At 59.1% G+C, this 12774-nt stretch carries 10 protein-coding genes; 8 read left to right on the top strand and 2 right to left on the bottom strand.

Annotation, left to right across the window (positions count from 1 at the left end; all coding sequences use genetic code 11):
* Nucleotides 1-81: 81 nt before the first annotated feature.
* Both BK662_RS12430 and BK662_RS12420 read left to right on the top strand, forming a co-directional pair.
* Complete coding sequence (locus tag BK662_RS12430) at nt 82-480, top strand: MerR family transcriptional regulator (RefSeq protein WP_052967733.1); 399 nt, start codon at nt 82-84, stop codon at nt 478-480.
* A gap of 141 nt (nt 481-621) precedes the next feature.
* Nucleotides 622-1521, top strand: coding sequence for a hydroxymethylglutaryl-CoA lyase (locus tag BK662_RS12420; protein WP_123358304.1), 900 nt, complete (start codon nt 622-624; stop codon nt 1519-1521).
* Nucleotides 1522-2197: 676 nt separating this feature from the next.
* Here the strand turns inward: BK662_RS12420 and BK662_RS12415 are convergent.
* The gene (locus BK662_RS12415) at nt 2198-3895 is read right to left on the bottom strand and encodes an AMP-binding protein (protein ID WP_123358303.1); all 1698 of its coding nucleotides are present in this window, start codon (nt 3893-3895) and stop codon (nt 2198-2200) included.
* A gap of 317 nt (nt 3896-4212) precedes the next feature.
* Between BK662_RS12415 and BK662_RS12410 the strand changes: the two genes are divergently transcribed.
* The 4 genes from BK662_RS12410 to BK662_RS12395 all read left to right on the top strand — a co-directional run bounded on the left by BK662_RS12410 (nt 4213) and on the right by BK662_RS12395 (nt 9893).
* A complete protein-coding gene (locus BK662_RS12410; protein ID WP_007904074.1) occupies nt 4213-5376 on the top strand; it encodes an isovaleryl-CoA dehydrogenase in 1164 nt (387 codons plus the stop codon).
* A 12-nt stretch (nt 5377-5388) separates the two neighbouring features.
* A complete protein-coding gene (locus BK662_RS12405; RefSeq protein ID WP_123358302.1) occupies nt 5389-6996 on the top strand; it encodes a carboxyl transferase domain-containing protein in 1608 nt (535 codons plus the stop codon).
* Between the two features lie 126 nt (nt 6997-7122).
* Nucleotides 7123-7938 carry a gamma-carboxygeranoyl-CoA hydratase gene (locus BK662_RS12400; RefSeq protein WP_123358301.1) on the top strand — a complete coding sequence of 272 codons (816 nt, stop codon included), beginning with the start codon at nt 7123-7125 and terminating at the stop codon, nt 7936-7938.
* Nucleotides 7938-9893, top strand: coding sequence for an acetyl/propionyl/methylcrotonyl-CoA carboxylase subunit alpha (locus BK662_RS12395; RefSeq protein WP_123358300.1), 1956 nt, complete (start codon nt 7938-7940; stop codon nt 9891-9893). Before BK662_RS12400 ends, BK662_RS12395 begins: the two co-directional genes overlap by 1 nt.
* Nucleotides 9894-9932: 39 nt before the next feature.
* On the opposite strand, the gene BK662_RS12390 is transcribed toward BK662_RS12395, so the two are convergent.
* Nucleotides 9933-10598, bottom strand: a complete 666-nt coding sequence (locus BK662_RS12390) for a LexA family protein (RefSeq protein ID WP_123358299.1) — start codon at nt 10596-10598, stop codon at nt 9933-9935.
* Between the two features lie 129 nt (nt 10599-10727).
* Here BK662_RS12390 and BK662_RS12385 point away from each other — a divergent pair, with 129 nt between their 5' ends.
* Both BK662_RS12385 and BK662_RS12380 read left to right on the top strand, forming a co-directional pair.
* The gene (locus BK662_RS12385) at nt 10728-11069 is read left to right on the top strand and encodes a DUF6124 family protein (RefSeq protein ID WP_123358298.1); all 342 of its coding nucleotides are present in this window, start codon (nt 10728-10730) and stop codon (nt 11067-11069) included.
* A 483-nt stretch (nt 11070-11552) separates the two neighbouring features.
* Nucleotides 11553-12704 carry a M14 family metallopeptidase gene (locus BK662_RS12380; protein ID WP_123358297.1) on the top strand — a complete coding sequence of 384 codons (1152 nt, stop codon included), beginning with the start codon at nt 11553-11555 and terminating at the stop codon, nt 12702-12704.
* Nucleotides 12705-12774: the final 70 nt, after the last annotated feature.

Raw genomic sequence — 12774 nt, 5'->3', positions numbered from 1 at the left:
AGCACACCGACGCTCCATGCCCCTTGACGTAAACGTCAACCTGCCATTAGCTTAGCGCCATGACCTTTTTCGAGCGCTTTCATGAGCAGCCAGACCTATAGCATTTCCGACCTCGCCCGCGAGCTCGACATCACCACCCGGGCCATTCGCTTCTATGAAGAGCAAGGCCTGCTCAGCCCCGAGCGTCGCGGCCAGGAACGCATTTATTCGCCCCGTGACAAGGTCAGCCTGAAACTGATCCTGCGGGGTAAGCGCATTGGTTTTTCGCTGGCCGAATGCCGCGAGCTGATCGAGCTCTATGACCCCTCCAGCGGTAACACCAAGCAACTGCACAGCATGCTGGCGAAAATCGCCGAGCGTCGGGAACAGCTTGAACAGCAATTGCTGGACATCGAACAGATGAAACTGGAACTCGACACGGCTGAAGAGCGCTGTACCCAGGCGCTGGAACAGACGATCAAGAGCCAGCAAGCGGTTTAACAATCCCATTGTGGGAGCGAGCCTGCTCGCGATGGCGGTAGCGCATTCAACACTCATGTCGACTGACCCGGCGCTATCGCGAGCAGGCTCGCTCCCACAGGGTTCTCTGAACATTCAGACAATCAACACAGGTCGATTCCCATGTCTCTACCCACCCACGTACGCCTGGTCGAAGTCGGCCCTCGCGACGGTCTGCAAAACGAACCCCAGCCCATCAGCGTTGCGGACAAGGTGCAACTGGTCGACGCGCTGACCGCCGCAGGCCTGGGTTATATAGAAGTCGGCAGTTTCGTCTCGCCCAAGTGGGTGCCGCAAATGGCCGGCTCCGCCGAGGTCTTCGCGCAGATCCAGCGCAAGCCGGGCGTGACCTATGGCGCCCTCGCCCCCAACCTGCGGGGCTTTGAAGACGCCATCGCCGCCGGGGTGAAGGAAGTTGCCGTATTCGCCGCAGCGTCCGAGGCGTTTTCCCGGCGCAACATCAATTGCTCGATCAGCGAGAGCCTGGAGCGTTTCGTACCGATCATGGATGCCGCCAAACAACACGGCGTCAGCGTGCGCGGTTACGTGTCCTGCGTGCTGGGCTGCCCTTACGAGGGTGATGTCGCGCCTGCACAAGTCGCCCGGGTCGCTCGCGAGCTCTATGCCATGGGCTGCTACGAGGTTTCGCTGGGAGACACCATCGGCACCGGCACCGCTGGCGCAACCCGCAAGATGTTCGAAGTGGTTTCGGCCGACGTACCGCGTGAAAAACTGGCCGGGCACTTTCACGATACCTATGGCCAGGCCATGGCCAACATCTACGCCAGCCTGCTGGAAGGCATTGCCGTGTTCGACAGCTCCATTGCCGGCCTCGGCGGCTGCCCGTACGCCAAGGGCGCCAGCGGTAATGTCGCGACCGAAGATGTGGTTTACCTGCTCAACGGCTTGGGTATCGAGACCGGAATCGACCTGGACGCCTTGATTCGGGCCGGCCAACAGATTTGCGCAGTGCTGGGGCGCCCTACCGGTTCGCGCGTGGCCAAGGCCCGCAGCGCACAGTGACAGGGTGGATGTGTCCGGGTGTTACCGCACGTTCTGAAACGTGGGCGGAAACGAGTAACACGGAAACAAATTGTCGGGCTTGGGTTGGATGAAAAATCCTAATAAAAACTCAAATCATTGAATTTAAAGGGTTTTTAAAAGTTGGCACGGCTTCTGCTATCTCTATGGCATAACAAGAATAAAAACTGCAAACCAATAAAAATAAGACGTAACGACTCTGACATAACAAGAACAACACGGCAGAGACGCAGCTAACAGATTTTTTTGGAGAGGATGTGCTTTTCAGGGTGCTTTTCGAAGTAACCCGCAACCGGGCAGAGAACAATAAAACTACCTTCAGGTAGCTCCCGAACTGGTTGGATCGCTTAGCGAAAAAGTAGATCAGCGCTCAAAAAAATACGTTTGCTCTTGATCCCGGATGGGGATCGACAAAAACAGCGGTAAAGGGCCACGGTTGCCAAAAACAACAACAGACCGCCCCTCAATAATAAAAAAAGAGCACGTACGACAAAATTAAAGGGGAGCTTCGGCTCCCCTTTGTGCTTTCTCGTGTTTGCCATTTCCACTGCGCCCCCTGTGGGAGCGAGCCTGCTCGCGATAGCGGTGGTTCAGTCGACATCTATATTGGATGTGCTGCCGTCATCGCGAGCAGGCTCGCTCCCACAAGGAGTTGTGGTCAGGCGTGATGACCTCGCAGCTCCTCAATGCTGATCTCTCGCATCCGAAACTTCTGGATCTTGCCAGTCACCGTCATCGGAAACTCCTCGACGAACTTGAAATAACGCGGTGTCTTGAAGTGCGCGATGCGCTCCTTGCACCAGGCTTGCAGTTCCTGCTCGGTGGCGCTGTGGCCGGGGTGGAATTTGATCCAGGCGACGATCTCTTCGCCGTAGCGGGAGCAAGGAATGCCGATCACCTGCACGTCGGCTATCGCCGGGTGGGTGAAGAAGAACTCTTCCAGCTCCCTTGGGTAAACATTCTCACCGCCGCGAATGATCATGTCCTTGTTACGCCCGGCGATGCACACATAGCCTTCGTCGTTCATGCTCGCCAGATCGCCGGTGTGCATCCAACCCGCCTCATCGATAGCCTCGGCGGTGCCTTGCGGGTTATTCCAGTAACCGAGCATCACGCTGTAACCCCGAGTACACAGCTCACCAATGGTGCCGCGCGGCACCAGGTTGCCCGCCTCGTCGATGATTTTGCTTTCCAGTTGCGGCTGGGTGCGGCCGACGGTGGTGACGCGCAATTCCAGTTCGTCTGACGGACCGGTCTGCAAAGACACAGGGCTGGTTTCCGTCATGCCGTAGGCAATCTGCACTTCGCTCATGTGCATTTCGCTGATAACCCGGCGCATCACCTCGATCGGACAGGTCGCCCCGGCCATGATCCCGGTGCGCAGGCTCGACAAATCAAACTCGGCGCGCTTGGGCTGATCGAGCATGGCGATGAACATGGTCGGCACGCCGTAAAGCGCGGTGGCTTTTTCTTCGGCGACGGTGCTCAGCGTCAGCAAAGGATCGAAGGCGTCGTTGGGGTAAATCATGGTGCTGGCATGGGTGACGCAGCCAAGATTGCCCATGACCATGCCGAAGCAGTGATACAGCGGCACCGGAATCACCAGCCGATCATTGGCCGTCAGCCCGAGGCTTTCGCCGACCATGTAACCGTTGTTGAGAATGTTGTAGTGGCTGAGGGTCGCGCCCTTGGGGAAACCGGTGGTGCCGGAGGTGTACTGGATGTTTACCGCTTGATCGAAATGCAGACTGTCCTGGCGTTCGCGCAATTGCTCGACCGACACGCTGGCCGCCAGATCGGTCAGCTGCGACCACGGCAGGAAACCCGATGGCGGCTGCGCATCCAGGCTGATCACCCCGCGCAGTTCCGGCAGGCGTTCGCTCTGCAACTGGCCGATGGATTGCTCCGCCAATTCCGGTACCAGCCCTTGCAACATGCCGTGATAGTCGGAGGTCTTGAAGGCACCGGCACAGACCAGCCATTGGCAACCGGACTGCTTCAACACGTATTCGAGTTCGGAACTGCGGTAAGCCGGATTGATGTTGACCAGAATCACACCGATTTTCGCGCTGGCGAACTGGCTGATGCACCACTGGGCACAATTCGGCGCCCAGATGCCGAGCCGGTCACCAGTCTGCAAGCCCAGCGCCAACAACGCTCTGGCGTGCAGGTCGACGGTTTCTGCCAACTGCTGCCAGGTGTAACGCAGCTGTTGATGGCGCACGACCAGCGCCTCCCCGTTCGGGTATTGCGCGACCGTGTTATCGAACGCCTGACCGATGGTCATCGCCAGCAAGGCTTTGTCCTGGGAACCACGGGTATAGCTGCGCTGCGGGCTTGCACTGGGTTGATCCATGACGACCCCTATTGTCTTTATTGTAGGAACGAGGCTTGTGTGGCGAGGGAGCTTGCTCCCGCTCGAGCGCGAAGCGGTCGCAAAATCAGCAACGGAGGTGTGTCAGGCAGCACCTGATTGCTGATTTCACGACTGCTTCGCAGCCGAGCGGGAGCAAGCTCCCTCGCCACAGTCTTTCAGAACTGGCTCTACTCTCGCTAAAGTTGACGTTAACGTAAAGGGTGATTGACAGCCATTCGTCACAGGCTTACGTTAACGTAAAGGTGAGAGTCGAATCAGTGCCCTCCCCACCCTACAAAAAAGCCAAAAGGTGCCCCATGAGCTACCCATCCCTGAACTTTGCCCTCGGTGAAACCATCGACATGCTGCGCGATCAGGTTCAGTCCTTCGTCGCCAAAGAGATCGCCCCGCGCGCCGCTCAGATCGACATCGACAACCTGTTCCCCGCCGACCTGTGGCGCAAATTCGGCGACATGGGCCTGCTCGGCATTACCGTACCGGAAGAGTACGGCGGTGCTGGCCTGGGTTACCTGGCGCACGTCGTCGCCATGGAAGAAATCAGCCGTGGTTCGGCCTCGGTCGCCCTGTCCTACGGCGCCCACTCCAACCTGTGCGTCAACCAGATCAACCGCAACGGCACTCACGAGCAGAAAAGCAAATACCTGCCGAAACTGATCAGCGGCGAGCACATCGGTGCCTTGGCCATGAGCGAACCGAATGCCGGCTCCGACGTGGTCTCGATGAAACTGCGCGCCGACAAACGTGGTGATCACTACGTGCTCAACGGCAGCAAAACCTGGATCACCAACGGCCCCGACGCCAACACCTATGTGATCTACGCCAAGACCGACCTGGAAAAAGGCCCGCACGGCATCACCGCGTTCATCGTTGAACGTGATTCCAAAGGCTTCAGCCGCAGCAACAAGTTCGACAAACTCGGCATGCGCGGTTCGAACACCTGCGAGCTGTTTTTCGATGACGTCGAAGTCCCGGAAGAAAACATCCTCGGCGTGCTCAACGGCGGCGTGAAAGTGCTAATGAGCGGCCTCGACTATGAGCGCGTTGTGCTCTCGGGCGGCCCGACCGGGATCATGCAGGCCTGCATGGACCTGATCGTTCCGTACATCCACGACCGCAAACAGTTCGGCCAGAGCATCGGCGAATTCCAGCTGATCCAGGGCAAAGTCGCCGACATGTACACCCAACTCAATGCCAGCCGCGCCTACCTGTATGCAGTGGCCCAGGCGTGCGAGCGCGGCGAAACCGCCCGCAAGGACGCCGCCGGAGTCATCCTCTACAGCGCCGAATGCGCGACCCGAATGGCCCTCGACGCGATCCAGATTCTCGGTGGCAACGGCTACATCAACGAATTCCCGGCCGGTCGTCTGCTGCGTGACGCCAAGCTGTATGAAATCGGCGCCGGTACCAGTGAGATCCGTCGCATGCTCATCGGTCGCGAACTGTTCAACGAAACCCGCTAAACGGAGCTGCACATGGCTATCCTGCATACCCAGCTCAATCCCCGTTCGGCGGAGTTCGCGGCCAATAGCGCAGCGATGCTCAAGCAGGTCGACGCCCTGCACACCCTGCTTGCGCAAGTGCAGCAAGGTGGCGGCCCGAAGGCTCAAGAACGCCACACCTCGCGAGGCAAACTGCTGCCGCGGGAACGGATCAATCGCCTGCTCGATTCGGGCTCGCCATTTCTCGAGATCAGTCAACTGGCCGCCTACGCGGTGTACGGCGAAGACGTTCCCGCCGCTGGCGTGATCGCCGGAATCGGTCGGGTGGAAGGCGTCGAATGCATGATCGTCGCCAACGATGCCACCGTGAAAGGCGGCTCGTACTATCCGCTGACGGTGAAAAAACATCTTCGCGCGCAGACCATCGCCCAACAGAATCGCCTGCCGTGCATTTATCTGGTGGACTCCGGTGGCGCCAACCTGCCGCGTCAGGATGAAGTGTTTCCGGACCGCGAACACTTCGGGCGGATCTTCTTCAACCAGGCCAACATGAGCGCCATGGGCATTCCGCAGATTGCGGTGGTCATGGGCTCCTGCACCGCCGGTGGCGCTTATGTACCAGCGATGGCCGATGAAGCAATCATGGTCCGTCAGCAGGCAACGATTTTCCTCGCCGGCCCACCGCTGGTGAAGGCCGCGACGGGTGAAGTGGTCAGCGCCGAAGACCTTGGCGGGGCCGATGTGCATTGCAAGATTTCCGGGGTCGCCGACCATTACGCCGAGAGTGATGAACACGCCCTCGCATTGGCCCGCCGCAGTGTCGCAAACCTCAATTGGCGCAAGCTCGGTGAACTGCAACAACGCACGCCGATCGCGCCGCTGTACAGCAGCGACGAGTTATACGGCGTGGTGTCGGCGGACGCCAAGCAACCGTTCGACGTGCGCGAAGTGATCGCGCGCCTGGTGGACGGCTCGGTGTTCGATGAATTCAAGGCATTGTTCGGCACTACGCTGGTCTGCGGCTTTGCCCACCTGCACGGTTACCCGATCGCGATCCTCGCCAACAACGGCATCCTGTTCGCCGAAGCCGCGCAGAAAGGCGCGCACTTTATTGAACTGGCCTGCCAGCGCGGCATTCCATTGCTGTTCCTGCAAAACATCACCGGCTTCATGGTCGGCCAGAAATACGAAGCCGGCGGTATCGCCAAGCACGGCGCGAAACTGGTGACCGCCGTGGCGTGCGCCAAGGTGCCGAAATTCACCGTGATCATCGGCGGCAGCTTCGGCGCCGGTAACTACGGCATGTGCGGTCGGGCCTACGATCCACGCTTCCTGTGGATGTGGCCGAACGCACGGATTGGGGTGATGGGGGCCGAACAGGCAGCGGGCGTGCTGGTGCAGGTCAAACGTGAGCAGGCCGAGCGCAGTGGCCATGGGTTCAGCGCCGAGCAGGAAGCCGAGATCAAGCAACCGATCCTCGATCAATACGAAGAACAGGGGCACCCCTATTATTCCAGCGCTCGACTGTGGGACGACGGTGTTATCGACCCGGCGCAGACCCGTGACGTGTTGGCCCTGGCCTTGTCGGCGTCGCTGAACGCGCCTATCGAACCGAGCCGCTTCGGCGTGTTCCGGATGTGATTTTCTGTGAGAGCGGGCTTGTGTGGCGAGGGGGCTTGCCCCCGTTCGATTGCGAAGCAATCGTAAAACCGGTTATCGCGTTCGCGAGCAAGCCCGCTCTCACATGAGTTGTGGAGACGGATGAATATGAGCGACTTCAACACCCTCGAACTGCTGAGCGATCCAAGGGGTTTTGCGACCTTGTGGCTCAGCCGTGAAGAAAAAAACAACGCCTTCAACGCCGAAATGATCCGCGAACTGATCCTCGCGCTGGACAAAGTGTCGAGCGATGCCAGTCTGCGTTTTCTGCTGATCCGTGGGCGCGGCAAGCATTTCAGCGCCGGCGCCGATCTGGCCTGGATGCAGCAATCGGCCGAACTCGATTACCACACCAACCTCGACGACGCCCGGGAACTCGCGGAGTTGATGTACAACCTCGCCAAGCTGAAAATTCCGACCGTGGCGGTAGTGCAAGGCGCGGCCTATGGCGGTGCGCTGGGTCTGATCAGTTGCTGCGACATGGCCATCGGTGCCGACGACGCGCAGTTCTGCCTGTCGGAAGTGCGCATCGGCCTCGCGCCGGCGGTCATCAGCCCGTTCGTGGTGCAAGCCATTGGCGAACGCGCGGCACGGCGCTATGCCTTGACCGCCGAACGTTTCGGCGGGCAGCGGGCTCGGGAAATCGGCTTGTTGTCGGAGAGCTACCCGATGGCTGAGCTGGAGCAGAAAGTCGATCAGTGGATCGACAACCTGCTGCTCAACAGCCCGGCGGCCATGCGCGCCAGCAAGGATTTGCTGCGTGAAGTCGGCCACGGCGCGCTGACCCCGGCGCTTCGGCGCTACACCGAGAACGCCATCGCCCGAATCCGCGTCAGCCCCGAAGGCCAGGAAGGCCTGCGCGCCTTCCTGCAAAAACGTCCGCCGAACTGGCAAGCCGAAAACACCCTCAAGGAGCCGCGTTGATGAGCGCACCTGTTCTCACCACCCTGTTGGTGGCTAACCGCGGTGAAATCGCTTGCCGAGTGATGCGCACCGCCAAGGCTCTGGGCCTGACCACCGTGGCCGTGCATAGCGCCACAGACCGTGATGCCCGGCACAGCCGCGAAGCGGATCTCCGCGTCGACCTGGGCGGCAGCAAAGCCGCCGACAGTTACCTGCAAATCGACAAACTGATCGCTGCCGCGAAAGCCAGCGGCGCTCAGGCGATTCATCCCGGTTATGGCTTTCTCTCGGAAAACGCCGGGTTCGCCCGCGCAATCGAAGCGGCCGGCCTGATCTTCCTCGGCCCGCCCGCCTCGGCCATTGACGCCATGGGCAGCAAGTCCGCGGCCAAAGCCTTGATGGAAACCGCAGGTGTGCCACTGGTGCCCGGCTACCACGGCGAAGCCCAAGACCTCGACACCTTCCGCGACGCCTGCGAACGCATCGGTTATCCGGTGCTGCTCAAGGCCACGGCGGGCGGTGGCGGAAAAGGCATGAAAGTGGTCGAGGACGTCAGCCAACTGGCCGAAGCCCTGGCCTCGGCGCAACGTGAAGCGCAGTCGTCGTTCGGCGACTCGCGGATGTTGGTGGAGAAGTACCTGCTCAAGCCACGCCACGTGGAAATCCAGGTGTTCGCCGACCAGCATGGCAACTGCCTGTACCTCAATGAACGTGATTGCTCGATCCAGCGCCGGCATCAGAAAGTCGTCGAAGAAGCCCCGGCTCCGGGTCTGAGCCCGGAACTGCGTCGGGCCATGGGCGAAGCCGCCGTGCGCTCGGCACAGGCCATCGGTTACGTCGGCGCCGGCACCGTGGAGTTTTTGCTGGATGCGCGCGGTGAGTTCTTCTTCATGGAGATGAACACGCGCCTGCAAGTCGAGCACCCGGTCACCGAAGCCATCACCGGCCTCGACCTGGTGGCCTGGCAGATTCGCGTAGCCCGTGGTGAAGCGCTGCCGATGACCCAGGATCAGGTGCCACTGAACGGTCATGCGATCGAAGTGCGGCTGTATGCCGAAGACCCGGGCAACGATTTTCTGCCAGCCACCGGGCATCTGGCGTTGTACCGCGAATCCGCCGAAGGACCGGGTCGTCGCGTGGACAGTGGCGTTGAAGAAGGCGACGAGATTTCGCCGTTCTACGACCCGATGCTCGGCAAGCTGATTGCCTGGGGCGAAGACCGTGAACAGGCGCGGCTGCGTTTGCTGAGCATGCTTGATGAGTTTGCCATTGGCGGGCTGAAAACCAACATCAACTTCCTGCGCCGAATCATCGGCCACCCTGCATTTGCCGCGGCTGAACTCGATACAGGGTTCATTCCGCGTTATCAGGAACAACTGCTGCCAGCACCTTCAAACCTCAGCGATGAATTCTGGCAAGCGGCCGCGCAGGCATTTGCCCAGAGCCAGCCGAGCACAACCCGCGCTGATGACCTGAGTTCGCCTTGGGGTATCGGCAACGGATTCCGTGCCGGACTGCCGACAGAAATCACCCTGCATTTGATTTGCGAAGGGCAAGACCGGGCGCTGACCCTGGGTGATGCCGACGCTCATACCGCACAGCTCAAGGGTGAATACCTGCTGACCGAACACAACGGCTTGCGCCGCCAGCATCGGGCAATCCGCCGTGGCGATATGCTGTATCTGCAATGGGACGGTGAGCTGCGCCGCATCGAGCCATATGACCCGATCGGTGCTGTCGAAGCCAGCCACAGCCATCAGGGCGGCCTCACCGCGCCCATGAACGGCAGCATCGTGCGAGTGCTGGTGGAGGCCGGGCAAACGGTCGAAGCCGGGGCGCAATTGGTGGTGCTGGAAGCGATGAAAATGGAGCACAGCATTCGCGCGCCCCACGCTGGGATTATCAAGGCGCTGTATTGCCAGGAAGGCGAGATGGTCAGCGAAGGCAGTGCGTTGGTGGAGTTGGAACAAGCATGAAATGAAGATCGGTCCTACGCCTTTCGAGGACCGATCTGATTAGAATTTGGCAGTCGCCTGAACCACCACGCCGATGATTCGGCACTCTTCGGTGTAAAGGGCTTTCGGATAGGTCGGATTGAGCGGGACCAGATAACGCTGCCCGCCCTCTTCGATCAGTTTGCGAAAAACCGCCTCGGCGCTCCCGGGCCATTGGGCGATCACCAGTTTGCCAGGCTCCGGCACGATGGCCGGGTCCACCAGAATCAACATGTCCGCAGCAATGCTCACACCCGTGGGTGCGGTCATCGCATCGCCGACCACCACCAGCCAGAACGCCGCGCCCTGTGCATGGTAATCGGACAGCTCGAAGCGCGGCTTGCTGACAGCCGATGAAGCGCCGTAGCTCAATAACTCGCCGTCGCGCACCTCCCCGGTTTCCCGCCAGTCACTGACCGGGTAGCGAAAGTACGGGTTGTACTTCTGCGTCAGAGAGATCTCTTCATCCTGTGAGATCTGCGGTTCCCTGATCACCATCGCGACTTCCAGATAGTCCATCCCCAGCGCCTGCAAGACACGGTTCATCTCTTGGATGCCGGGTTGACGACGTTTATTCAGCCAATGGCCGACGCCGCCCTGGGACATTCCGATGCGCTCGGCGAGTATCTCTTGAGTGACTTTGAGTTCACTCATTTTGGCCTTGACCAATTCAATCCATTTATCCATGTGCGGCACGATACGTGGGGTACTCCGACCAACAAAACACAAATTGTAGTATTTAAATTCAAGACACAAATACAGTACGTACTAAGCTGGGCTCACGGATTTGAATCTATCACGGAGCTTGCCATCGTCATGACCATCCCCAGCATTACCCTGCCCGACATGCAATTCGACACGACGCTCAACTCGCCAAAAGGCTCTGCTGCCGCGCAGCGGGCGCTGGACTATTACTTGAAACCAGCTGTGTCAGAAGAGGCCGGCGAAGAACGTTTCTTTGATGTGAACCGTAACATCAGCAGCGAAGAGGCACTGGTCCATGCTTCGGATCTGTTGCGATGTGCCGCCGCCACCGCGCATGAATCAGCCAACCAGCTGCAGGGTGCAAGCCGGGATCTGGCGTTTTCGACGGTGCATATGATCGACATGGCCAAGGCGATGGTCGACCGGTCCCTGGAGGGCAATCAGAACGATTGAGGACGAAGCGCTCAGGAGGTGGACAGGACATTCTCCAATCGCGCAGATAAAAACATTTGACTTGCAAATGATAATGATTATTATTGCATGCATCTGGTCGCGAGATCAGTCGATGGCCCAAGGGACCTTAGGTCGGTCTCCTGGACTATCTCCTCATCAGGCTAATCACGGTTTTTGACCCGGCTTTTTGCCGGGTCTTTTTTTGCCAGTTAATCTGGCTTTGAGCTTCAGGCTAATGAAGTCTGTAGGTGCTGCGAATTCGATTGGCGCGGATGATATCAAAAGAATATCTGCTGGCAAGAGAAGCCCGGCAGCGTTGGGCCAAACTAACGAAAATAGCACTTGAGAATCACTTTCACAGTCTCTAAGCTGCATCGGCGTCAAGGAGGACGCCCCCCCTTTTTATCCCCGCAATTTCCCCCCGGTTTCTCCCTCCCTTGCGTGTAAAGTAGCAGCCATAAAAATCATATTCAGGAACCGATTATGGCCGTGGGTAAATCTTCTTTCGACATCAGCGCAAACTTCGACAGCGGCAACATCGAAGTGCTGGACATCAGCAATCCGCTGCAAGCGCTGCTGGCGATCAAGCCAGACACCCGCAGCCAGCACTTCCAGTGGTTCCATTTCAAGGCCAGCGGTCTGCACGTCGGTCAAGATCATTGGTTTCGTCTGAACAACGCCAGCAAATCCTCGTACAACAAAGCCTGGGATGGCTATCAGGCGGTGGCGTCCTATGACCACGTCAACTGGTTCCGGGTGCCAACCATCTTCGAAGGCGACTGCCTGCGTTTCAGCCTCGAAGCCACTGCCACCCATGCCTGGTTCGCCTACTTCGAACCCTACAGCCGTGGCCGCCATGACTGGCTGATCGAACAGGCCCTGACCAAGACCGGTACCGAACTGCTGGCCACCGGCAAGAGCGTTGAAGGTCGCGACATCCAGTTGTTGCGCAAAGGTACGGGTGCCGAAGGTCAGCGCAAGGTCTGGATCATCGCCCAGCAACACCCCGGCGAACACATGGCTGAATGGTTCATGGAAGGCGTGATCGAGCGCCTGGAAAAACACGATGACCCGGTGCTGAAAAAACTCCTGGCCAGTGCCGACCTGTACCTGGTGCCGAACATGAACCCGGACGGTGCCTTCCACGGTCATTTACGCACCAACGCCATGGGCCAGGACCTGAATCGTGCATGGCAGAGCGCCAGCCAGGAAATCAGCCCGGAAGTGTTGTTCGTTCAGCAGCAGATGGAAAAGTATGGCGTCGACCTGTTCCTCGACATCCATGGCGATGAAGAAATCCCCCACGTGTTCACCGCCGGTTGCGAAGGCAACCCGGGCTATACGTCGCGGATCGAAAAACTCGAAGAACATTTCCGCAGTCATCTGAAACACCAGACCAAAGACTTCCAGACCAAACACGGTTACACCCGCGACGAGCCTGGCAAAGCCAACATGACCCTGGCCTGCAACAGCGTCGGTCAGAAGTTCGACTGCCTGTCGCTGACCCTGGAAATGCCCTTCAAAGACCACAACGACGCACCGAACCCGCTGACCGGCTGGTCCGGCAAACGCTCGAAGCAGTTGGGCAAGGATGTGCTGACGACCATCACCGACATGGTCGATACCTTGCGCTGATTATTTAAGATCAAAAGATCGCAGGCTTCGCCAGCTCCTACAGGGTTTTGTGTACGCCTGTAGGAGCTGG

The sequence above is a fragment of the Pseudomonas frederiksbergensis genome (assembly GCF_003732275.1).
GTDB lineage: Bacteria > Pseudomonadota > Gammaproteobacteria > Pseudomonadales > Pseudomonadaceae > Aquipseudomonas > Aquipseudomonas frederiksbergensis_H.
This window is presented reverse-complemented; position numbering and strand designations above follow the sequence as displayed.